19 protein-coding genes are annotated in these 24,460 nt (G+C 43.1%); 9 read left to right on the top strand and 10 right to left on the bottom strand.

Translation table 11 applies throughout. The annotated features are described in order from the left end of the window. Window positions 1–19 precede the first annotated feature (19 nt). A complete protein-coding gene (locus CWC29_RS06785) occupies window positions 20–661 on the bottom strand; it encodes an MBL fold metallo-hydrolase (RefSeq protein WP_128728202.1) in 642 nt (213 codons plus the stop codon). Between the two features lie 2 nt (window positions 662–663). After that, window positions 664–2,451, bottom strand: a complete 1,788-nt coding sequence (locus CWC29_RS06780) for a M14 family metallopeptidase (RefSeq protein WP_209319107.1) — start codon at window positions 2,449–2,451, stop codon at window positions 664–666. A 126-nt stretch (window positions 2,452–2,577) separates the two neighbouring features. Here CWC29_RS06780 and CWC29_RS06775 point away from each other — a divergent pair, with 126 nt between their 5' ends. Beyond that, a complete protein-coding gene (locus CWC29_RS06775; RefSeq protein WP_128728204.1) occupies window positions 2,578–3,411 on the top strand; it encodes an SDR family oxidoreductase in 834 nt (277 codons plus the stop codon). A 95-nt stretch (window positions 3,412–3,506) separates the two neighbouring features. On the opposite strand, the gene rplT is transcribed toward CWC29_RS06775, so the two are convergent. The 4 genes from rplT to thrS all read right to left on the bottom strand — a co-directional run bounded on the left by rplT (window position 3,507) and on the right by thrS (window position 6,794). Then, on the bottom strand, window positions 3,507–3,866 hold the full coding sequence (rplT, locus tag CWC29_RS06770; RefSeq protein ID WP_010376973.1) for a 50S ribosomal protein L20: 360 nt from the start codon (window positions 3,864–3,866) through the stop codon (window positions 3,507–3,509). Window positions 3,867–3,881: 15 nt separating this feature from the next. Further along, window positions 3,882–4,082 carry a 50S ribosomal protein L35 gene (rpmI, locus tag CWC29_RS06765; RefSeq protein ID WP_010604868.1) on the bottom strand — a complete coding sequence of 67 codons (201 nt, stop codon included), beginning with the start codon at window positions 4,080–4,082 and terminating at the stop codon, window positions 3,882–3,884. A 181-nt stretch (window positions 4,083–4,263) separates the two neighbouring features. Beyond that, window positions 4,264–4,827 (bottom strand): translation initiation factor IF-3, encoded by a 564-nt coding sequence (gene infC / locus CWC29_RS06760; protein WP_128728403.1) that lies wholly within the window; start codon window positions 4,825–4,827, stop codon window positions 4,264–4,266. Window positions 4,828–4,883: 56 nt separating this feature from the next. Next, a complete protein-coding gene (gene thrS, locus CWC29_RS06755; RefSeq protein ID WP_128728205.1) occupies window positions 4,884–6,794 on the bottom strand; it encodes a threonine--tRNA ligase in 1,911 nt (636 codons plus the stop codon). Between the two features lie 229 nt (window positions 6,795–7,023). On the opposite strand from thrS, the gene CWC29_RS06750 reads away from it, so the two are divergent. The 4 genes from CWC29_RS06750 to CWC29_RS06735 all read left to right on the top strand — a co-directional run bounded on the left by CWC29_RS06750 (window position 7,024) and on the right by CWC29_RS06735 (window position 11,797). Further along, window positions 7,024–8,016: an endonuclease/exonuclease/phosphatase family protein gene (locus CWC29_RS06750; protein ID WP_128728206.1), complete on the top strand. Its 993-nt coding sequence runs from the start codon at window positions 7,024–7,026 to the stop codon at window positions 8,014–8,016. A 34-nt stretch (window positions 8,017–8,050) separates the two neighbouring features. Continuing rightward, complete coding sequence (locus tag CWC29_RS06745) at window positions 8,051–8,497, top strand: DUF3010 family protein (protein ID WP_128728207.1); 447 nt, start codon at window positions 8,051–8,053, stop codon at window positions 8,495–8,497. 178 nt (window positions 8,498–8,675) lie between these two features. Continuing rightward, window positions 8,676–9,863, top strand: a complete 1,188-nt coding sequence (locus CWC29_RS06740) for a transcription antitermination NusB family protein (RefSeq protein ID WP_128728208.1) — start codon at window positions 8,676–8,678, stop codon at window positions 9,861–9,863. 89 nt (window positions 9,864–9,952) lie between these two features. Beyond that, window positions 9,953–11,797: an ABC transporter ATP-binding protein gene (locus CWC29_RS06735; RefSeq protein WP_128728209.1), complete on the top strand. Its 1,845-nt coding sequence runs from the start codon at window positions 9,953–9,955 to the stop codon at window positions 11,795–11,797. Here the strand turns inward: CWC29_RS06735 and CWC29_RS06730 are convergent. After that, window positions 11,781–12,383, bottom strand: coding sequence for a TetR/AcrR family transcriptional regulator (locus CWC29_RS06730; RefSeq protein WP_128728210.1), 603 nt, complete (start codon window positions 12,381–12,383; stop codon window positions 11,781–11,783). The genes CWC29_RS06735 and CWC29_RS06730 overlap by 17 nt on opposite strands. Window positions 12,384–12,801: 418 nt before the next feature. On the opposite strand from CWC29_RS06730, the gene CWC29_RS06725 reads away from it, so the two are divergent. The 4 genes from CWC29_RS06725 to CWC29_RS06710 all read left to right on the top strand — a co-directional run bounded on the left by CWC29_RS06725 (window position 12,802) and on the right by CWC29_RS06710 (window position 20,732). Continuing rightward, entirely contained in the window at window positions 12,802–13,974 is a 1,173-nt protein-coding gene (locus CWC29_RS06725; RefSeq protein ID WP_138522200.1) for an efflux RND transporter periplasmic adaptor subunit, read from the top strand. A 4-nt stretch (window positions 13,975–13,978) separates the two neighbouring features. Then, the gene (locus CWC29_RS06720; RefSeq protein ID WP_128728212.1) at window positions 13,979–17,152 is read left to right on the top strand and encodes an efflux RND transporter permease subunit; all 3,174 of its coding nucleotides are present in this window, start codon (window positions 13,979–13,981) and stop codon (window positions 17,150–17,152) included. A gap of 227 nt (window positions 17,153–17,379) precedes the next feature. Next, a complete protein-coding gene (locus CWC29_RS06715; protein WP_138522202.1) occupies window positions 17,380–19,098 on the top strand; it encodes an AMP-binding protein in 1,719 nt (572 codons plus the stop codon). Between the two features lie 191 nt (window positions 19,099–19,289). After that, window positions 19,290–20,732, top strand: a complete 1,443-nt coding sequence (locus CWC29_RS06710; protein WP_138522204.1) for a catalase — start codon at window positions 19,290–19,292, stop codon at window positions 20,730–20,732. A gap of 58 nt (window positions 20,733–20,790) precedes the next feature. Here CWC29_RS06710 and CWC29_RS06705 read toward each other — a convergent pair whose 3' ends face one another. The 3 genes from CWC29_RS06705 to CWC29_RS06695 all read right to left on the bottom strand — a co-directional run bounded on the left by CWC29_RS06705 (window position 20,791) and on the right by CWC29_RS06695 (window position 24,418). Continuing rightward, complete coding sequence (locus tag CWC29_RS06705) at window positions 20,791–21,237, bottom strand: hypothetical protein (RefSeq protein WP_138522206.1); 447 nt, start codon at window positions 21,235–21,237, stop codon at window positions 20,791–20,793. Between the two features lie 527 nt (window positions 21,238–21,764). Next, window positions 21,765–23,102 carry a sensor histidine kinase gene (locus CWC29_RS06700; protein ID WP_138522208.1) on the bottom strand — a complete coding sequence of 446 codons (1,338 nt, stop codon included), beginning with the start codon at window positions 23,100–23,102 and terminating at the stop codon, window positions 21,765–21,767. Further along, a complete protein-coding gene (locus CWC29_RS06695) occupies window positions 23,099–24,418 on the bottom strand; it encodes a sigma-54-dependent transcriptional regulator (protein WP_138522210.1) in 1,320 nt (439 codons plus the stop codon). Before CWC29_RS06695 ends, CWC29_RS06700 begins: the two co-directional genes overlap by 4 nt. Window positions 24,419–24,460: the final 42 nt, after the last annotated feature.

Here is a 24,460-nt window from a genome sequence, read left to right as displayed (position 1 = left end):
ATGCCACTTCCACTATAATTTAGCCAAATCGGCCACTCATAAAAGGATTTGTCGCCTTTTCGAAGCCAATTGAGGTATTTTCACCATGTCCCGAATGTACTATGACCTCATCGGGCAAAGTAAACAGCTTATCTTCAATAGACTGTTTTAGCTCAGTCGCATCGCCTTTTGGAAAGTCAGTACGGCCAACAGAACCTTTGAACAACACATCGCCCACTAAGACCTGCTTTGAACTTGGCTCATAAAATACTACGTGCCCCGGAGTATGCCCCGGACAATGTCTGACTTCGAGCTCTAGATTTCCTAAACATATGTTATCACCACCTTTTAACCACTGTGATGGTAAAAAAGCAGCATGATTTGGAAAGCCAAACATTTGCGATTGCATAGGCAAAGCATCCAACCAAAATTGGTCGTCTTGGTGAGGTCCGATTATCTCGATATTAAAATGCTCACTTAATGCTGTACTCGCACCCACATGATCAAGGTGCGCATGAGTAAGCAGAATCATGCTTGGTACTAACCCCAATGTGTTCAACTGCGAAATAATTTTTTCCGGTTCACCACCTGGGTCTACAATTGCCGCGGTTTGTGTCTCTGGGCACACAATCACACGACAATTTTGCATAAATGGGGTAACGGGAATAGTGAACACTTGCATTGTTAATTTGCTCCAAACGACATCAAAATGGGATATTTAAGATACGCATTATCATAAAACGGAGTTCGTGCATAAAGCCACTCCATTCTCGCCTTTGGATCGTTTGCAAACTGCTTATCCTCACGTATTTTTTTATCAAAAGCCAAGGCCATCGCTGGATTTTGTTTTAGCATTTTTCGCGCAAAAGGTTCAAGTGCATAATTTTCAACATATTCTGTACGTTGGAAGATAGTATTAAAATCTCCCCAAGCAAAGAATGAATCTGGTGCCGCCGGGTGCAATAAGTGGGTCGCCAACTCTCCAGATTTTTGCGCTGTTGCGACTTTATACCAACCACTTAAGTCCACTTTATCTGATAGCTCCTTAATGTCAAAAGTCGCGCTCACTCTAAAGCGTCCTTCAAAAGGAGCAGTAGCAAATTGGTAGTCTTTTACTGAAGCTTGACTTACTTTTTCCAGTATCGACTCGGCTGGTAGTTTAGAAACAGCTACTCCGTGCAGTTTTAATTTTTCAACCACTTCCGGATATGTAGGTGGAATGTAAAATTGTTCAGGTACATTAACCGTTGTTTTTACTTCCTTTTGCCAATAAATAGGCAACTTATCATACTCTTGTGGCTCACCTAAATACTTAGCTTCTAGGTGTCCAGATAATGCACTTTCAAACTGCTTGTATTTGATGCCTTTGAATTGAATATAGTCAGGCTCTTTTGCGTAGCTTCGTTCAACAACCAGTTGTTTAGGTGTGAATTCAGCCTCTTTTTGAACCGCTTCTCGCAGTGCCTGAATATTACTTGAAAGGCCATTGATAACACCATCCATAAACACATAAGTGCCTAGAACACGCTGCTTATAGGGCTTCAATGAGTGATTTTCTACCAATATTGTTGGTAATCCTTTTAAATCTCCCCAACCATTCGAAAATCGAGGCGTTGCCACCCAGCCCGCTAAGCCTTTTTTAAAATCTCGCTTATCCATTGCAAATACTAACGGACCAGGGATATGCCCTTGGGCGGCTAGCGCTGCATTAATTTGTGGCGAAATCTGACTCTCTAATACCTCAGCTATCGCTGGAGATTCACTTGCAAATCTGGGGTTAAAACCATAAGTGACATCATATTGGTAGTCTGCACCATCCGTTACATGGACATCAATATAGAGATCTGGGTTATAGTCATTAATCACCTGCATGACCGCCTTAACTCCCGGCGTATCCAATTTAGTGTAATCACGATTAAGATTTAAGTTATTGGCATTAGTTCTAAAACCCATAATGCTCGGCCCGCGTTGATTGATGCGGTTAAACTCACTGCGTCTCTCATGCCCATCGACGTTTAAGATAGGAATAAAAAGTAAATTTACTTTCGTTAAAATATCACGGCGCTTACCAGTTGCAACATCGCGAAGCAACATAAACATGGCATCTTTACCATCAATTTCACCGGCGTGAATCCCAGCTTGCACCAAAATTGTTGGCTTGCCATTATTGATAACGTTTGACTTATTGCCGCCTTGCTCGGTAGCAACAATCATCTTAATTGCACGGTTGCTATTACTAAATCCAATTGTTTCTAGCTTAAATTGGGTAGGATTGGCGGCCACAAGGCGATCAACAAACGCCATTGTATCTGCGTAATTAGGGGAATCTATCGCACCGCTTAGCTCAAAATCAGTCGTCAATGGGCCTTGTTGTTGTAATAGTTGTTCGCTTTTGCCTTGCCACTCCATCAAAGGAGGTAAATGACCATCTAAACCTAGCATTGCAGTAAGCATAATAATGCTGGAACTCATCATATTTCTCTATTCCTCTGCTTTTATCCGCCAATTATATCAATATTTTAGATATCAGCTTACAATGTGCGGTGATTCAACAAAAATTTGCAGTTAATCGCAGTTAACCATTACTTTAGGGATCAAATGAGCGTACAAAAATCAATTTTAATCACTGGTTGTTCTAGCGGGATCGGTTATTACTGCGCAGTGCAATTGTCAAAAGCAGGATATCAAGTCATTGCTTCGGTTAGAAATGCAAAAGACTTGAATATATTTGAAGGCACAGACATCCAATGTATTTTGTTAGATTTAGCGTGTGAGCAAAGTATAAGAGATGGTTTTAACCAAGCTTTGACTGTCGCAAATGGTCAGCTAGACGCGCTATTTAATAACGGAGCCTATGGGCAACCAGGCGCGGTAGAAGACTTGCCTACAGACGTGTTACGGCAACAATTTGAAGTTAACTTTTTCGGCTGGCATACGCTCACCTGTCTTGCAGTTGAGCAAATGCGTAAGCAAGGCGCTGGCCGCATTATTCATAACTCATCCGTGTTAGGATTGGTCGCCCTACCATATCGTGGCGCCTATAACGCGAGTAAGTTTGCACTTGAAGGACTTACCGATACCCTGCGCATGGAGCTTTCCGGTAGCAATATTCAAGTTAGTCTAATCGAGCCAGGTCCAATCGTATCTAAGTTTAGAGAAAACGCGAAACTGGCCTTTTTAACGAATATCGATCACGAAAATAGTGTACATCACAAAGCATATCAAGCGCAGCTTAACCGCTTAGGCTCAGAAGAAGCACCGCAAAAATTTACCTTAGGACCAGAAGCTGTTTATAAAGCGCTGCAACACGCACTGAGTGCGAAGATTGCAAAGCCGAGATATTACGTGACGTTTCCGACCTATTTGATGGGATACTTAAAACGAATATTGAGTAGTAAGATGCTGGATAAAATCTTAATAAAAAACCGCTAACGTTAGAATTTATAACGAATACAAAACTAAAAAAGGAGCCAAAGGCTCCTTTTCAATACCAGCTTTAGTCCTAAGACTAATTCTAGTTCCGCTTATTAAGCAGCTAGACCATCTTTTGCTTTAGCAACTAGTGCTGCGAAAGCTACTTGGTCGTATACTGCGATATCAGCTAGGATCTTACGATCGATTTCAATCGATGACTTTTTAAGGCCATTGATGAAACGGCTGTAAGAAAGACCATTTTGACGTGCAGCTGCGTTGATACGAGCAATCCATAGTTGACGGAAAGTACGTTTCTTAGCACGACGGTCACGGTAAGCATATTGACCAGCTTTAGTTACCGCTTGGAAAGCTACGCGGTAAACGCGTGAACGCGCTCCATAGTAACCTTTAGCTTGCTTTAATACTTTTTTGTGACGTGCACGTGCAACTACGCCGCGTTTAACTCTTGCCATTTCTGATATCCTCTATTAAGCGAATGGTAACATACGATCGATTAGGCCTAGGTCATTCTTATGAACCATAGACTTAGCACGAAGGTGTAATTTACGCTTTGAAGATTTCTTAGTCAGAATGTGACGAAGATGCGACTGTTTACGCTTGTAACCGCCAGAAGCAGTCTTTTTGAAGCGCTTAGCAGCACCTCTGTGTGATTTTAGCTTATAAGCCATTTGCAATAACTCCGAATGATATTGCTTTAACACAATGTAAGTAGGCGGAGATAAACTCACTTGTAGGCCTAGCTTACTACCTAAAACCGGTGAAGGATCAATACCTTACTTTAAGACCGGATAACGCAGGTGGCGTTAGCACTTGAGACCTGCGTTAAATTCGATGCGTATTATGCCGAGATTAAGACTTTTTAGCAATAGGTGCCATCATCATTATCATCTGACGACCTTCTACTTTTTTCGGGAAAGACTCAACTGATGCGATATCTTCCAATTCAGTCTTGATACGTTCTAGTAGATCAATACCAATCTCTTGGTGCGCCATCTCACGACCGCGGAAGCGAATTGTGACTTTAGCTTTATCGCCACCCTCAAGAAACTTGCGAAGGCTACGTAGCTTGACTTGGTAATCACCAATATCAGTACCAGGACGGAATTTAACTTCCTTAACCTGAATTTGCTTTTGCTTTTTCTTTTGTTCTTTTTGGATTTTTGCTTTTTCAAAAAGGAACTTACCGTAGTCCATCACTTTACAAACTGGTGGTTCAGCATTTGGACTGATCTCAACTAGATCTAGACCTGCTTCATCCGCCATGTTTTGTGCGTCTCTTGTTGAGACAATGCCAGCTTGCTCGCCTTCAGCGTCAATTAAGCGAACCTCTTTCGCTGTAATCTCTTCGTTAATACGATTTTTCTGAGCGTTATTTTGCCCTTTTTTGCCGCCTCTAATGGTACGTTCCTCCAAAAAATTCAAAAGTAATTGCGTGCACCAGAAAAAGTGAAGTACACGCAAGTTTATATTTATAGTCGATTTTTAATCTCTTCGCTAACTTTCGCGATGAAATCATCAATCGAGAATTTACCTAAATCTTCACCAGTACGGGTTCTTACTGCAACTTCTTGTTGCTCGACTTCTTTATCACCCACCACTAGCAAATAAGGTATACGTTTTAAAGTATGCTCGCGGATTTTAAAACCAATCTTCTCATTTCTCAAGTCGGCACAAGCTCTTATTCCAAGTTTATTCAACTTTTGTACAACTTCGTGGACATAATCCGCTTGTTTATCCGTGATATTCATGATCACAACTTGTTTCGGCGCAAGCCAAGTTGGGAATTGACCAGCATATTCTTCCGTTAGAATACCAATAAAGCGCTCTAGTGAACCCAGAATAGCACGGTGGATCATAACCGGCGTTTTACGCTCGTTATTTTCCGCAACATAAGTTGCACCTAAACGACCAGGTAATGCGAAGTCTAACTGCACTGTACCACATTGCCACGCACGTTCTAAACAATCGTATAGCGTAAATTCAATTTTAGGACCATAAAACGCCCCTTCACCCGGCAGATATTCAAACTCAATGTTGTTGACTTTCAACGCTTCGGCCAATGCTTCTTCCGCTTTGTCCCACATTTCGTCTTCACCAATGCGCTTTTCTGGACGAGTAGAAAGCTTTACAACAATCTTTTCAAAGCCAAATGTCGAGTATGTGTCGTATACCATTTTGATACACGCAGATACTTCATCCATGATTTGCTCTTCTGTACAGAAGATATGCGCATCATCTTGAGTAAAGCCACGAACGCGCATCAAGCCATGTAATGCGCCTGATGGTTCATTCCGGTGACAACAACCAAACTCAGCCATACGTAATGGCAAATCTCGGTATGACTTTAGACCTTGGTTAAAGATCTGCACGTGACCCGGGCAGTTCATTGGTTTAATAGCATACTCACGTTTCTCTGACTCAGTCGTGAACATGGCATCTGAATACTTATCCCAGTGACCTGATTTTTCCCACAAGCCACGGTCCATCATCAACGGACCTTTTACTTCTTCGTACTGATATTCGCGTAGTTTTTCACGAACAAAATCTTCAAGCTCGCGATAAATGCTCCAGCCATCATTATGCCAGAATACCATGCCTGGTGCTTCTTCTTGCCAGTGCCACAGATCGAGTGCTTTACCAATTTTGCGGTGATCGCGCTTTTCAGCTTCTTCTAAACGCTTAAGGTAAGCCTTTAGCTGCTTCTTGTCAGCCCAAGCTGTACCGTAGATACGCTGTAACATCTTATTTTCTGAGTTACCGCGCCAGTATGCACCTGCCACTTTCATAATCTTAAAGTGGTGACAGAACTTCATATTTGGTACGTGCGGACCACGACACATATCAACATATTCTTGGTGGTGATATAAACCTGGGCGATCATCTTTCGCGATATTCTCGTCCAAGATTTCCATCTTATAGGTTTCACCGCGTGCTTCAAATGCATCGCGCGCTTCTTGCCAGCTCACCTTTTTCTTTACTACATCGTAGTCGGTCTTTGCCAACTCCAACATACGCTTTTCAATCGCTTCAAGGTCTTCTTGAGTAAGCGAATGCTCTAGGTCAACATCGTAATAAAAACCGTTGTCGATGGTAGGACCAATCGCCATTTTAGCTTCTGGGAACAATTGTTTTACAGCGTGACCAATCAAGTGCGCACACGAGTGACGAATAATCTCAAGACCGTCGTCGTCTTTTGCAGTGATGATTTCAAGTGCTGAATCATTTTCGATGAGGTCACAAGCGTCAACACGAACGCCATTTACACGGCCAGCAATCGTTGCTTTCGCAAGGCCAGGACCGATGTCTTGAGCGACTTCTAAAGTAGTGACAGGGTTTTCAAAAATACGCTGACTGCCGTCAGGGAGAGTAATAACTGGCATGATAAATCCTATTTACAGTGGTGACACCTACAATGCATCACATGTATTTAATTAATTTTAAAGTGTGCCTATCAACGCTTTTACGAATAAGCATTGTCTTGCGCGAATTATCGCGGCTCATCCGAGGACTTCCGAATAAGAGCCACTATTCTCGCGTGTTACTTGGCTAAGTGCAAGCCTAGAGCTAAAATTAATCTATTAATTTACAAAAACTATTTTGGGATTATTCGTGGCCAAAAAGCGTTATCGGTTTGCAACCTTTAATCTACTAAATTTTGCAGCACCACCTTATTCCTTTTATCAGCTTCATGAGCACTATAATGAAACACAGTGGCAAACCAAAACTCAGTTCATCACGGGACTCATTCAGCATATAAACCCCGACGTCATTGTGTTTCAAGAGGTCTTCTCTCCTGATAGCTTACAGATGCTGTGCGAAGACTTGGGCCTTGTTCACTTTGCCACTGTCGATGCGCCAAGTCCTGATCACGTATATCCATCAGTACTGTTTAAACCAGTAGTCGCTATCGCATCGAAGCTACCATTTAAATCTTTTGCACCGTTAGAGCCCTGCCCCGAATTACTCGAATACCTTAATAATCAACATCAATTTAAATTCAATCGTACCCCGATAAAATGTAAGTTCGATATTCCAGGCTTTGGGTTACTGGCGTGTTATGCCGTCCACTTTAAGTCTCAACGCGTGCATTCAATGGCCCACATGCTAGGAGATTCCAATCAAGACGATCCGCTACTTACATTGCTCCACGAAACCGTAGGTACGATGCAGTCGCAGATCTCACGTTCACTCGAAGCTTCCATCATTTATTACGATGCATTAAAGACACAAAGAGAGAAACAGGCTGCAACATTGGTGATGGGCGACTTCAATGATGCGTTAGACAGCCCGGCACTATCTTTTATGACGCAAGCCTTTCCACCCGTACTTGCCAGTAATGGCTTTGACAGTGTCGGGTTGTTCGACAGTTTTCTTTATGCCGACAACAACCACAAAGAAAAGCCCGCCAGTCATTACTATCAAGGTGAGGGTAATGTACTTGATTACATTCTTTGTTCAAAAGAATTCAATCCCAACCGAGAAGCGCCTAGGGTGAAGTCGTTACATTACTACAGTTACGATGCTCACCTTGATCCAAAGCGTATGGACGAAGATATTTGCTATTCTGACCATGCAGCGATAGCAATAGAAATAACACTGTGAGATAATTCAATTTTTGCATAATCTGGACACGAAAATGAGAACACTTGGGGTTGAAATTTCAGGCAGCGAAGCTCTGCTTTGTATGCTAACGAAAGAAGATGACGTTTTTGATATCAGAGACATTCGTCAGCGCCGCTTTACGTTAAGTAACCAAGGGACAGAACTTGATGAAATGCGCAAGTTCCAATTCGACTTTGCAAAACTAGTAGAAGATTACGGCGTAGATTCTATCGCCATTCGTCAGCGCCCACATAAAGGTAAGTTCGCAGGTAGTGCGGCAGGTTTTAAAATGGAAGCAGCAATCCAGTTAATTTCAGGCGTGGACGTGCAGTTACTATCTGGTACTGAAGTTAAAGAGCAATTAAAAAGAAACCCAATTCCTGTTGACTTTGAAGACACTGGGTTGAAAAAGTTTCAAGAGCAAGCTTTCATTAATGCCTATGTTTATATTCTTCGTAAAACATACGGCAAAGAAGAATAATCATATCAAGGGCCAGCAGCTACTTAGCTACTGGCCTTTTTATTAGCTTCAACTTCTCTCCACTATGTAAATAATTCAAATATAAAATTGTTGTAAAAATTTTGCTTTGATTTGATTCAGCCCTGCGCGCTTTTATGCTATTAATATAACCGTAATAAACCGCAAGGAGTGGATTCAGGTGTTACGTATAAAGTGTTCAACGGTAGCCATTTTTTTGGCATGTTCCCTGTTAAGTACAAAACTAATTGCCAATTCAGATAGCAATCCAGCATCATTAATATTTGCCGTCAACACAGACAAACGTGTGTACGAAAATACACAGTCTCTTGAGGCTCAGTTACCTATCCGTGGGAGTTTAGACAGTAGCTCAGCCAGTATTCAATATGCAGCGACTTACCATTCTATAGTTGGTAACTATTTTGAAGCGGAAAAGCTCATTTCAGGTGTGATTAGCCCTGACATGTTATTAAATGACTATCGCTTGGTTCCTGCTCTGGAAGTCATCAAGCAAAAATCGATGAAAACTCGTATCACTATGGTGAATGAAGCGTACCATAATGCCAAGCATCGTGCGTTAACAATCGCCCTGCTTCAACCTTTATACGATCAAGGTTATCGCTACCTCGCGTTAGAGGCATTGTCCTCCCAAACTGATGTTGAGCAGCAGGTAAATAAACATGGCTTTACCACATACGACCATGGTATCTACACGATGGAAGCGACATTCGCCAGCTTAATATTTGAGGCAAAAACAATTGGCTATGAAATTATTAGCTATGATAGAGAATCGCAAGACAATAGAGCTAAAGTTGCCGCGTTAGAATTACAGGAAAAAGTATTTAATAGCAATCCCGATGCAAAGCTACTGATCCACCTTGGTTTCTCACAATTGGACGAGCAAAAACAATTAGCGAGTGAGTTAAAACAGCAGTTGCAGGTCAACCCACTGACGATAGACCAAGTTAGACTATCTGAAGTTCATTCTGAAACTGGCGATGGACCATTATTGCTTGAACGAGTAACTAGTACTTCACAACACTACTCTTCTGATCCTGAACGCTTTGATTTATCCGTTACTTGGCCAAAAACCATTCATGTCGAGAACCGCCCAAGCTGGATATCATCTACTTTTAGGCTGAAAAAACAGCCACTGAGTATCTGTAAACAAACTTTTCCTTGCTATCTAGAGCTGGCTTTTTTTACTAAGGAATCTAATAAGCTCGTTCCTATTGATAAAATAACGATAGAAAAACCGCTTGAGCAAGTCCATTTAAAACATTACTCAGCCCCGTTAACGCTCACTAGCTACAATGCAATTACAGGTGAGCTAATCGCCCAAAAGCGACTCAATAAAAAACAATTATAATTACTCGTGCAATTTAAGCACCAATCTGTGACTCGCGAATTTCATACTATCAAGGTAGACTAGCTGCTGAACAAATTTAGGGATCATCCATGTATCGAGTATTTGAACGCTTTACCAAACCGTTTCCCGAGCAAGAAGTTGGTCAGCCACCACAAGGTTTGTTGGCTTTCTGTCGCTTCTATACTAAGGGAATGGAATTACCCTTATTATTTATGTCGCTAAGTGCTGCAATCCTCGCAATTTTGGAAGTAACATTATTTGGCTTTATGGGTGATTTAGTTGACTGGCTCTCCACTTACACACCGCAAACTCTATTTGAAGCCAAACAAGCCGAGCTAATTAGAATGTCTGTGATCACGTTAGTGGCGCTGCCACTATTAGTCTTTTTTCACAGCGCCATTTTACATCAGAGTTTATTGGGTAATTACCCAATGGCTATTCGTTGGCAGGCACACCGCTACTTGCTAAAGCAGTCTATGACATTCTATCAAGACGAGTTTGCTGGACGAATTGCAACTAAAGTGATGCAAACCGCCCTAGCCGTGCGAGAATCAGTCATGAAGTTACTCGATGTGCTGGTTTATATTTTAGTGTACTTCACCGCAATGCTCGCGCTTGTCGCAAGCAGTGATATACGTTTGATGATCCCGCTGGTTGTCTGGCTTGGCTGCTATATCTGTTTTCAATTCTATTTCGTTCCTAAACTAAAACGTGTTTCTAGTGAGCAGGCTGACGCACGCTCAGAAATGACAGGAAGGATCGTTGATAGTTACACCAATATTTCAACTGTAAAGCTTTTCTCTTACACTAAACGAGAAGAAGAATATGCCAAAGACAGCATGGATGTGTTTATTCAACCTGTATATAAACAAATGCGCCTAGCAACTAGCTTAAACGTTAGCATTCAAGCCCTAAATTATCTTTTGGTATTTTCCGTCGCAGCACTTTCAATCTACTTATGGTCTTTTAATGCGATAACCGCTGGTGCAATCGCAATTACTGTGGGATTAGCCTTACGCTTAAATGGTATGGCACAGTGGATAATGTGGGAAATTAGCGGCCTATTCGAAAATATTGGTACAGTTGCAGACGGCATGAATACGCTCTCAAGACCGCTTGATATTGTTGATCAACAAACAGCGCCGCAGTTAGATTTTAAAGCCGGAAAAATCGACTTTTGTAACACGACCTTTGCTTATAAGCGTAAAGATGCGGCGAAACAACATAATGTCATCGACAACCTTAACCTGCATATCAAACCCGGTGAGAAAATTGGCGTAGTTGGCCGCTCAGGTGCGGGCAAGTCGACCTTAGTGAACTTATTACTGAGATTCTACGATACCGACGACGGCAGCATCGAAATTGATGGTCAAAATATTGCTAAAGTAAAACAGGAAAGCTTACGACGTCATATCGCCATGGTGACGCAAGATACTTCTTTGCTCCATCGCAGCGTGCGTGATAATATTCTTTATGGTCGCCCTGATGCATCAGAAGACGAGCTAATTGCCGCAACAAAAGAAGCGCAGGCTTATGATTTTATCCAAGACTTGGAAGACAGCCACGGTAATACTGGGTTTGACGCTCAAGTGGGTGAGCGCGGTGTGAAATTATCAGGTGGCCAACGACAACGTATCGCCATAGCCCGTGTATTATTAAAAAATGCGCCAATTTTAATTTTAGACGAAGCTACATCAGCTCTAGATTCAGAGGTCGAACAAGCTATCCAAGAGAGCTTAGATGCATTAATGGAAGATAAAACCGTTATTGCGATTGCCCATAGATTATCTACAATTGCGCAAATGGACAGGCTAATCGTAATGGATGAAGGTCGGATCGTAGAAGAAGGAAGCCATCAATCCTTGCTAGCCTTAGATGGTATATACGCCAAACTGTGGTCTCATCAAACCGGTGGGTTTATTGGGGTTGAGTAACACCGTTACAAAATAGCGCGACCGCTTTTTCAACCAATATGTCAAGCTCTGCTTCTGGAAGCGGAGCTTGCCATTTTATTGCACGCTCCCAATAGCCTAGCTTCTTCAGTGCTCCCCAGAAATAAGCAGCAGCAAAGTCCCCTTTGAAACTTCCCAAACAGCCTGACCTCGCCGCATCTTCAAACCACTGGTTCATTGCAGCTTCGCAGTTACTAAACTTCTCATTAAGGTTTTGTGCTTGCTCAAAGCTGCGCATCGACTCAATCATCACAATGCGCGATAAACGCATATAATCCTCATCGTTCAGTAAAGTCATTGCACTTTTCGCAAGGTGTTGCAGCTGAACTGCAAAGTCATAGTTTGGAATAAACTGTATCGCAGTGATGGGTTTTATCCGCTCAATCAACAACTCGACGACGGCATCAAATAGCTCGTCTTTGGTTGAGTAATGTTTGTACAGCGTTCGCTTAGAAACTTCTGCAGATTGACTGATCGACTCCATCGTCGTAGCCTGCAGGCCTTTTTGAGCGAATTCTTCTATCGCCGCACATAAAATTGACTGCTGTTTTGGTGAAAGTTGCGTCATCTACTTATTCTGTCTTTAATTAATAGTGGGAAAAGCGAGCCATCGATAGCTGCTACTCACATGGTCAGTTGCATACCAAGAACTACTTCTCTATCTCTAGATAAGCCTTCTTCGTAATAAATCAACATTCCCTTTATTTTAATCAATAAAGTCGTTAATAAAAAGTACACATGATCGTATACCTAAACCGAAGAAAAGTACACGCAACCGTTTACCTTTTATTTCTTTAAGTATACACTACCGTTTACTTGTTTAATTGTCGAACAAATAGCCTTTACTTTGGTGTGGTTAAGGTATGAAATGAACTCACTTGACTGATTGCATCCAGTTGAGTGTGCGTTATAAAAGGCAAATTGCAAGGTAGTTCCCCGTCAAAGTCGGGGCAGCATAAAATGATAATATAGGAATTGGAGTGTTCATGTATCCAGCATCAATACGCAGTCGTGTTAAACACCTATCTTTTTTAATGCTCACGTTAGGCACTTTGTCTGCGTGTTCAGAAGCACCACAGCAAGGAGGGCAAGCAATGCCACCTGCGCAAGTGAGTGTACAACAAGTTACTACTCAATCAGTGCCTTTCGATATCGAACTTCCAGCCACTCTCGCGGGTGATAAAGAAGTAGAAATTCGTTCTCGGGTTTCTGGGATCATCGAATCTCGCAACTTTGAGGAAGGTCAGTTTGTAAAAGCTGGTCATTCGCTATTTACCATTGAGCTTAAACCATTTGAATTAGCTGTAGATAAAGCGCAAGCAGCACTTCAGGCAGCGAAAGCAAACGTTGACCAAACTAAGCGAGAAAGTGAGAGACTTGAGCGTTTAAAGAACGAACGCTCAGTGTCAAAGCGCGACTTTGACAATTCAGTGTCTGCTTACGATATTGCAGTTGCGAATTTAGAATCTGCAAAAGTCGCGTTGAGTGAAGCTAAGCTGGATCTTGAATATGCCAAAGTTGAAGCGCCAGTATCTGGGATTGTCGGTCGCGAACTGATGTCAGAAGGTAGCTACGTTTCTGGTCCAAGTGTACTTTTAACCGAACTTACCGATATCAGCACGATTCGCGCTCGATTTGGCTTTTCCGAGCGTGAGCAATTGGCAATGCGCCAAGATGTGGAAAACGGCTCCTTAGCCCTGCCAGAACATAATGAGTTTGATACCACAATTATTCTGCAAGATGGTTCGCTTTACGGACAAGCGGGTAAAGTAAACTTTAGCGACGTTCGCGTAAACCGCTTTACGGGTACCAGTGAGTTACAAGCTCGTATCCCTAATGAAAACGGCGAACTAAGGCCTGGCCAATTTGTGCGAGTTAAGCTCTCAGGTGCAGTACGCAATAACGCTATTGTTCTGCCGCAAAGAGCGGTACTAGATAATGGCACGGGTAAATTTGTGTATATTGCCACTAAAAATGAACAAGGCACAACAGTCGCTCTGCCCGCACCTGTCAAAGTTGGTGAATGGGTCAAGCTTAATGGTGAAAATATGTGGGTTATTCGCGAAGGCCTAAAAGAAGGACAACCCGTTATTGTTGAAGGTATGGCGAGGATCTTTTTTCCTGGCATGCCGGTGTCTGTGAGCGAGCAAGGGGAATAATCTGATGTTCTCCAAATACTTCATTAACAGGCCTATTTTCGCCTTTGTTATTTCTATCGTGATAGTGCTCGCAGGTCTTGCTGCAATGCGCAGTTTACCAGTTGCACAGTATCCCGAAATCGCACCACCTCAAGTTGAAGTACGTGCGGTATACCCAGGTGCATCAGCAGATGTATTGGAACAAACTGTTGCAACCCCCATCGAGAACGCGATTACCGGTGTTGAAGGTATGATGTATATGACATCAACCAGTACTAACTCAGGAGTAACAACTATTGCAGTAACTTTTGAGATAGGAACAGATGTTGATCAGGCCGCTGTCGATGTTAATAACCGTGTGAAGCAAGTAGAAGCTCGTCTCCCTGAAGAAACAAGACGCCAAGGCGTGGTGGTTCAAAAGACCTCTTCTAACTTCTTGCAAGTGCATGCGTTTTATTCACCAGATGGAACTCGAGATAGTCTCTGGACATCTAACTATGTCACCATGAATATTCTTGACCGCGTCAAGCGTATTCCAGGGACGACTAACGTGCAAATCTTTGGTGCCAAAGACTACGCCATGCGTATTTGGCTACGTCCGGATATTATGAGTCAACTGCAAGTCACAGCAGATGAAATTTCAGGCGCAATTAGAGAGCAAAACTCTCAATATGCGGCGGGTAGTATTGGTGCCACTCCAACTTCTCAAGACGCGCAATCGCTAGTTTACAGTGTTACTGCAAAAGGACGTTTATCGACGGCTGAAGAGTTCGAAAATATCATCGTTCGTGCAAACCCTGATGGCTCAACACTGCGCCTTAAGGATGTTGCTCGCGTAGAGCTTGGCTCAAAAGACTATAACTTCCAAGGTACTATTAACGGTAAGGAAGCGGTATTACTCGGTGTATTCTTGCAACCGGGCGCGAATGCGCTTGACGTAGCTAAAGCAGTAGAGGCTGAAATTGAACAGATCAAACCTCAGTTCCCTACTGGTCTTGCTCACGTAAACTCTTACGACACCACACGCTTTGTAGAAGTCTCAATTCGAGAGGTGTTAAAAACGCTTGGTGAAGCAATGATCTTGGTATTCTTAGTGGTTTACCTGTTCTTGCAAAACTGGCGCGCAACGCTAATTCCAACGCTTGCAGTTCCGGTCTCGTTACTTGGTACATTTGCAGGTCTCTATATGCTCGGTTACTCGATTAACACCCTTACGCTGTTCGGCATGGTGTTATCGATTGGTATCGTGGTAGATGACGCCATTGTAGTACTTGAGAATGTCGAGCGGATCATGCATGAGCAAGGCTTGCAGGCTAGAGAAGCAGCGGTTAAAGCGATGCAGGAAGTAAGCGGCCCCGTAGTCGCGATTGTATTGGTATTGTGTTCAGTGTTTGTACCTATCGCTTTCCTAGGCGGGTTAACAGGCGAACTATTCCGCCAATTTGCGATCACAATCTCCATCTCTGTAAGTTTATCCGGTGTGGTTGCATTGACGATGACACCAGCACTTTGTGTATTGCTGCTTAAGCACGAGCATAAACAAGATGCCAAGTTTTTCTTGTGGTTCAATGACTGGTTCCATCGTGTAACCGGACGCTATGTTGGCGCGGTTAGCTTTATGGTCCGCCGTGGTTTTGTGGGCCTAACACTAATGGCAGCCATGATTGGTGCTACGGTATTCTTATGGCAAAAAACGCCAAGCTCTTTAGTACCTGATGAAGATCAAGGTTACTACATGATTGCTGTGTTCTTGCCTGATGGTTCTTCACTAGAGCGCACCGCTAAAGTGGCAGATGAAGTAATTGCTGCTGCAAAATCAAACCCAGCTAACGAAAACGTCGTGGCGTTTACGGGGATGGATTTCATCGGTGGTGGCTTCAAAAATAGCGCTGCGACTATGTTCGTGACGCAGACACATTGGGATGAACGTGATGTGTCGGCGAAAGAACTTGTTGGTGAGTTATTTATGAAAACTGCGCATATTAATGAAGCACTAGTGCTAGCGTTTAACCCACCACCAATTTTCGGCTTGGGTACAACAGGCGGATTTGAAGTCTTCTTGCAAAATAAAGGCGGCTCTGATCCTGCTAAATTGAAGCAAGGTATGCAGATGATCATGGCTGAGGCGCAGAAGAGCCCTATCCTTACTGGCATTCAAACGCTATGGCGTCCTGATGCACCACAGCTAAAGGTGCATATGGATCGTGAACAAGCGCGTGCCATGGGGGTTAATATTAATTCTGCGTTTAACGCACTTGCAGCCAATTTAGGTAACTACTACGTCAACGACTTCAATAAGTTTGGTCGTGCATGGCAGGTGATTATGTCAGCAGAAGCCGAGTTTAGAATGACACCGGAAGATGTTGGACGTATATACGTGAAAAACAATCGCGGCGAAATGGTACCAATTTCGGCATTTACGGATGTTGAGTATAGTCGCGGTCCAGAAACCATGAATCGTTACAATAACCTATCAGCTGTGAAGCTAATGGGCGAAGCTGCACCTGGTTATAGCTCAGGTCAAGCTATCGCAGAATTTGAGCGTATCGCCAACAAAGTGCTACCACCAGACATGACGTACGAGTGGACGGGTTCTGCATTCCAAGAAAAGCAAAACTCTGGCACAACCGGTATTGCTCTAGGTATGGCTGTGATCATGGTATTTTTGATCCTCGCAGCACTCTATGAGCGCTGGTCATTGCCATTCTCAGTTATGTTAGCGCTGCCGTTTGGTACTTTTGGTGCATTGGTCTCAATCTGGATCGCTGGGCTAACCAACGACGTTTACTTCCAAATCGGTTTGGTTACCCTACTTGGCCTTGCCAGTAAAAATGCCATTCTTATTGTCGAGTACGCACTCATGAAGTATCAAGAAGGGTGGAGTCCGGCAACCGCAGCCCTTGAAGCGGCAAGACTGCGTTTTAGACCTATTATCATGACTTCACTTGCTTTCATACTCGGTGTTGTTCCACTGGTGATGAGTTCAGGAGCTGGCGCAGGAGCAAGACACAGTGTGGGTACTGGCGTAATGGGTGGTATGCTCTCGGCGACCTTCCTCGCAGTATTCTTCTTGCCACTGTTCTTCTATTGGCTAATGGCAAGACGGATGTCAGAGAAGCGTTCTAAACAAGAACTTTCAGATGAAATCGCGAAGCATCATAAAGATGAGCATGTCGATACAGATGAAGGATTAGCTTAACAACATCCCTTAAGTTAAACCACAAAACGCCTGAATTTTCAGGCGTTTTTTATATGTCTGATAAAGCTACTACCACCTTTCCACTCTCTCGCCATCACACATTTTATCACTATCCATTAGTCGTAATTTTATGCTTTTCGTCCAATCGCACTTGATTTTGTCGACAATTAAGTTATCACTGATAAAGCATAATGATAAAAACTAGAGATCAACAGCAAGGACAAGACATGACAACAAAGAGCCAAACTTTAAATGTAAAAGCACTTACAAAGAGTTACTTCAAAGGCCCCCAAGCAGAACCATTAACTCAACTCACTATAGGGCAATATTTAGAGCGCATTGTCGACAATTATCCTGAAAAAGAAGCCATAGTTGTTTCTCATCAATCAGTTCGCTTAAATTATCGTGAGTACCTCGAAAAAATCAATCAACTTGCCGCAAGCCTTTTAGCTGTGGGAATAAAGCCAGGGGATAGAGTTGGAATTTGGTCACCAAACAATTTCGAATGGAGTCTTGTGCAATTCGCAACCGCAAAAATTGGCGCGGTCATGGTGTGCATTAACCCCGCCTACCGCCCGAGCGAGCTTGAATACGTGCTAAATAATGTTGAATGTAAAATGCTAATCATGGCGAAATCATTTAAACACAGTCATTATGTAGACATGATAAGAGAGCTGGCTCCAGAGTCCTATGACAGCATGTTTGGCGAACTATGTTCAAAGCGTCTACCATCGCTCAAGCAGATTGTGCTGATTGACGACGATATTGAACCGGGCCTGATGAATTTCAGCACCTTGTTATCTAAAGCAAACGATGCCCACTATCTTGAGGCAACTGCAATTGCTGCCAACCTCAGCGCCAGTGACGCTATCAATATTCAATTTACTTCAGGTACCACTGGTAACCCAAAAGGCGCCACCCTCACCCACAATAATATCCTCAATAACGGATTACTCGTCGCCAATGCCATGAAGCTCACGGAGCAAGACAAGCTTTGTATTCCCGTACCACTTTATCATTGTTTTGGCATGGTGCTAGGTAATCTCGTTTGTATCAGTAAAGGGGCGTGCGCTGTATTCCCTAACGATAGCTTTGATCCACTTATCACTTTACAAGTTGTTGAACGAGAAAAATGCACCGGACTTCACGGTGTGCCGACTATGTTTATCGCACAATTAGAACACCCAGACTTTACGCAGTTTGATTTGTCTTCGCTGCGCACTGGAGTGATGGCAGGTTCGACCTGTCCAGAAAAGGTCATGCGCCAAGTTCAAACCCAAATGCATATGACCGATGTACTCATTGGTTATGGGCAAACCGAGTGCAGCCCAATCAACAATATTACCGAAATAGACTCGCCTGTTGAGAAACGCGTACAGACAGTTGGTCGCGCTATGCCACATACCGAGGTAAAAATTATTGATGAGCTCGGACATATTGCCCCAATAGGTACGCCTGGTGAAGTATGTGCTCGTGGATATTGCGTAATGAAAGGATATTGGCAAGACCCTAAAAAAACGGCAGCAACCATTGATGACGATGGCTGGCTACATTCTGGCGATTTAGGGGTAATGGACGACGAAGGTTTCGTTAGCATCGTCGGCCGCATAAAAGACATGATCATTCGCGGTGGCGAGAATATTTATCCTAGAGAAATTGAAGAGGTACTTTATCATCATCATGATATTCAAGATGCTGCGGTATTTGGGATTAAAGATGACAAATACGGTGAAGAGGTATGTGCTTGGGTTCAACTTAAGCCCAATCATTATATTTCGGAGGAAGATATTCGTATCTTTTTAAAAGATAAACTCGCCTATTTCAAAGTACCAAAACATATCAAGCTCGTTGAAAATTATCCGATGACGGTCACAGGCAAACTACAAAAGTTCAAAATGCGAGAGCAAATGGAAAGTGAACTTGATGCATTTGCCGAATCTCAGTAACTAAGATGAGTAAGTGGTGAGCAATATCCTAGCTCACCACTTACGTAGCTCTTACAACGCTTTTGAAAACTTTGCTCTGTAAAAATCACACCCACCACTAAGCTATTACTCAACCAATTGTTTAAATTGAATTTTTTCTTTGGTTTAATTCTTGCTGTTAGTTTCTAAATTTTATTTGAAGGAAACGAGCAATGACCAAGTGTCCATTAACCACCACAGCTGGTAATCCAATCGCCGATAATCAAAATAGCCTTACAGCAGGTCCTAGAGGCCCCTTATTGGTTGAAGATTACCAGTTAATCGAAAAACTGGCGCATCAAAATAGAGAGCGTATTCCAGAACGTACCGTTCATGCTAAGGGATGGGGGGCGTTTGGAACATTTACAGTAACAAACGATATAAGCCGATATACCAAGGCAAAGCTATTTGCTGAGGTTGGTAAGCAAACCGACATTCTGATGCGCTTTTCAACGGTAGCCGGAGAAAAAGGGGCTGCCGATGCGGAGCGTGACGTAAGAGGTTTCTCGATAAAGTTTTATACTGAAGAAGGAAACTGGGATCTAGTTGGCAATAATACCCCCGTATTTTTTGTTCGTGATCCGTATAAATTCCCAGATTTTATTCACACCCAAAAACGCCACCCTAAAACCAACCTACGCTCCAACACCGCACAATGGGACTTTTGGTCTCTGTCACCGGAAAGCCTGCATCAAGTATTAATTTTAATGTCTGACCGTGGCTTGCCAACGGATGTAAGGCACATGAACGGTTATGGCTCACATACCTTTAGTTTGATCAATGAAGAGGATCAAAGAGTTTGGGTAAAGTTTCATATGAAAACCCAACAAGGCCACCAGCATCATACTGATGAAGAGTCTAAAACGGTAATTGGCGAAAGCAGAGAGAGCTTTCAAGAGGACTTGCTTGAGGCCATAGAGCGCGGAAATTATCCGAAATGGGATATGAAAATTCAGGTGATGACTGAAGCACAAGCAAAACAATTCCAACACAATCCGTTTGATTTAACCAAAGTCTGGCCGCATGGCGACTTTCCACTCATCAATGTTGGCACACTCGAATTAAATCGCGTACCAGACAATTATTTTGCTGAGATAGAACAAGCCGCATTTAGTCCGTCTAACGTGGTATCTGGCATTGGATTTTCTCCGGATAAAATGTTGCAAGCACGCATTTTCTCCTATGCAGATGCTCACCGCTACCGACTCGGTACGCATTATGAGGCATTACCTGTTAATCGCCCAAAATGCCCTGTGCATCATTACCACAAAGACGGTGCAATGCGGTTCTTTAACAATGAACCCGGTGGTAACGAAGATGCTTATTACGAGCCTAACTCGATGGGAGGCCCAAAAGAGAATCCAGAGTATAAACGCCCTGCTCTTGAACTTGAGGGAATGGCGGATAGATACGACCACCGCAAAGACAATGATGATTTTTCACAGCCTCGTGCTCTATATTGCCTATTTGATGATGCCCAAAAGCAGCGCTTGTACGGCAACATAGCACGCGCGATGGCGGGTGTACCTGAACATATCATAGAACGCCAACTTGGGTTATTTAAATCTGTTCATGAAGAACTTGAAGCCGGTGTTAGAACAGCACTGAATGAATAAGGTTAACTGCCTAATCTGAACAAAAAGCTAGCACCTGAAGTGCTAGCTTTTAAAACGGTTAGATTTGTGACCATGCCTTTTTGGTTCCAAGCGCGTAAGCGCCACCTATTACCAAGCAAATTGAGGAGCTCACCCACCAAAACGTCATGCTGTTATCTGGGATGGCTGGCATGATAAAAACAAAGCCAATTCCCCTAATTAAAAAGATTGCACTTATTACACATAGGGCGATTTTCATCAAAGGTAATTGTCGGATCCGTTTCGCTCCTGAAAACGCATAGCATGACCAGAGCAGTAAAATCGTAGCGATAACGGCAGTGATTAGGTGAGGATAAATAAGCCCTTGCTCGGCCATAGTAGCCATTTCCTCACCGGCACCAAAAAATCGATACCAAGGTGCACCGAAGATAATGCAGCCTACATGCGCCACTGCCGCAATGGCTGTACACACACCTGCGAAGAGTAAAAAGTGATTTTTGGTTTGAGTTTGCGCGTTCAAGTTCATTTCCCTGTATGGTCAACATGCTTGAGTATCGCTGCTCTGCCTTTGCCTGTCGATAGATATGCGCTCAAACGATAATATCTGTGGGTCGTGATTTATCTGGGCACAAAGATTCCCGCGGCTTAAAGTGCGGCATTAGAGCCAAAAAGATCGCGGGGTGAACCCGCTCCCACCAGAAATTGAGCTTTTAGGACAATATTTGCTTTAGCAGCGCAGCTGACTGGTAGGTCGTGATTTATCACGACAAAAAGATTTCCGCGGCTTAGAGTGCAGCATTAGAGGCAAAAAGATCGCGGGGTGAACCCGCTCCCACCCGATATAGATTTAGCAAAAAATGAGATCAACCAAATAAATTTGTGAAGCTTGTTATTTGTAGGTCGTGATTTATCACGACACAGGATTTCCGCCCCTAAGGTACGGCATTAAAACCAAAAAGATCGCGGGGTGAACCCGCTCCCACCCGAAATGCGGAATCAAAAAACGCTGGGTGGATCTGCGCCTACTCGATATGGGTTAGTACAATGACAATACTATGTTTTTGGTGCAACGAGGGGTAGATCAAACTGCACCATTAGTCCGCCCTTTTCGCGATTAAATAGCTTAAGTTGTCCACCGTGGGCAATGGCGACTTCATTACAAATACTCAGCCCTATCCCTGTGCCACTTGGTTTAGTAGAAAAGAATGGCAGTACTGCGTTTGCTAGCTTTTCTTCTTCCATTCCTACACCTCTATCAACAACCACGACTATCAGGCGTTGATAATTAACCAGCAGCTTCACGCCTATTTCATCTATTTTAGATCCTGACTCATGGGCGTTTTTAACCAAATTAATCATCACCTGCTCTACCTGTATGGGATCAAAAAAAGCGCGCTCCACAGGAAGTGGTGCCAGCGAAGTAAAGTCATAAAGCTTACCAACGGTATCAAGTAAGGGCTGCAAGGGTTGCTCTGAAATATTAGGAGCCGGTAATCTTGCAAATTCGCTATATTTAGCCACAAACTCACTCAAGTTTTCGGTGCGGCGATTAATGGTTGCCAGCATATCAGGTAGCAACTGGACTAAGGTATGATTTTGTTCTTTAGCGCTACGCTCAACAATCGTATTTGCGGAGTTAGTCAACGAAGAAATGGGCGCTAATGAATTATTGAGCTCATGACTTATCAGGCGAATGGCGTTTTTCCAAAGTCCCACCTCTTGACGGCTCATTTCGCTAGATAAGTTTTGACACATTAGCAATACATGTGGCTGGTGGTTGAGTGTGATACTCTGCCTTGAAAAGTAATAGCTTTGCTTTTCATCATTGGCTTGAAAGGTCACAAACCCGGATTCTTTTTGTAGCAAAATTGTTTGCAGCTTAGGCTCTGCATTCGCGATGGCATGATGAAGTACAAGGCCACTTAAAGATTTTTTGTTATTGAGTAATTTCCCAGCTTTGTCGTTGGCATATACAACCTGATCAAACTGATTGAGTAATATAATCGACACCGGCGACACCTGCAAAATGGTATCGAGTAGTAACTCCCTTTGGCTAGTAGCGTGGCGCTGTTTTTTTAATGTCGTCGATAAACGATTATATTCCAGAATTAAGTCAGACATTTCTATGCTTTCAAAGTGGGTAATTTGAACTGAGAAGTCTTGATCTTTAAAACTGCGGATCCCGTCCGTTAAGCAATCTATGATCCGCCGTTGGCGAGAAAAAAAATAACTGATACCGACAATGCCAAATACCGTTGCAAAAAGGAGCCCCACCGGAATTGCCAGAGTAAGTGGTATTGCAAATGAAGCTGCCAGCCATAAAATAGCCGCAAACACCAATAATGATACAAATAAGCATGCAGACACAGCTGCTTGAAGAGATATCGTCATTTTAAGCCAAATTTCTCCATTCTCCGATATAGTGCTTGCCGACTTAATCCAAGCTTTCTTGCGGCTTTACTGACGACGCCATCAGCGCTGTCTAATGCAGCTTCGATATCTGCTTGTGTATATTCAAGCGGCTCTTCATGTTGTGGTATTTGAATTGCTAAATGCTCACACTCAATTTCTTGCCCGGGGCTCAGCAACACAGCACGGGCTATGGTGTTTTCAAGCTCTCTAACGTTTCCAGGCCAAGTATGATGCTTTAACTGCTTCATAGCTGCGTTACTCAAACTCTTATTGCTAGGCAAAAAGTGATCCACTAACACGGCAATATCTTCTTTTCGCTCAGATAGTGGCGGCAGCTTTAACTCAATCATATTGATACGATAATATAAGTCTTCTCTAAAAGTACCTGCCCGAATGGCCTCTGGTAAATTACTGTTGGTGGCACTGATCACCCTAACATTCACCCTCTTTGTTATCGTGCTGCCAACGCGTTCAAACTCACCACTTTGTAAAACCCTCAGTAATTTTTGTTGCCCTGCCAAAGACAAGTTACCAATTTCGTCCAAAAATAATGTCCCGCCATCAGCCGCTTCAAAGCGCCCAGCCCTCGATTTTTGTGCGCCTGTATACGCACCACTTTCAACCCCAAATAATTCGGCCTCAATCAGGTCAGCTGGAATAGCTCCTGCATTTACCTTAATAAAGGGTTTATGTTTATAGCTACTATTGGCTTGCACAATTTCTGCAATTTTTTCTTTACCTGCCCCGTTTGGTCCTGTGATCAATATTGGTGCATCAGAATGGGCAACCTGAGTTGCCATTTCAAGCAAGCTCAACATGGCAGGATCGGCTACCACCACACCACACAGATCGTATTGCGCTTTTAGCTTCTGTAATCTGGTATTGCGCTGATTAGCGGCGCTACTAACTTGTTCTTGTAGTTCTCGCATTTCGAGCAAGTTTTTCACTGAGGTGACGAGTTTATGGTCTTTCCAAGGTTTGGCTAAGTAGTCTGCCGCACCATCTTTAATTAGCTCCACCGCCATTTCAAGATTTGTCCAAGCGGTCAATAAAATGATAGGTAAATCAGGCTCTAAATCTCTGATTGCTTTATATAGGGCTTTACCTTCTGCCCCGCTGGTGGTGTCTCTGGTAAAGTTCATATCTTGAATGACCAAGTCGAACTGTTTACTACGTACCATCTCTAAGCCTTGCTGCGGAGAAGTCACGCCTTCACACTGAATATCATTGAGCAATAAGAGGACTTTAATTGCTTGAATTACATCCGGATTATCGTCAATTACCAATACACTCATGAACGCTTTTGATCCTAATTTGTAGATTTAGCCCCTTTCGGG

Source organism: Pseudoalteromonas galatheae (assembly GCF_005886105.2).
In the GTDB taxonomy this organism is placed as follows: Bacteria; Pseudomonadota; Gammaproteobacteria; order Enterobacterales; family Alteromonadaceae; genus Pseudoalteromonas; species Pseudoalteromonas galatheae.
Note: the sequence above shows the minus strand (reverse complement) of the source record. Positions and strands in the feature narration are given on the sequence as shown.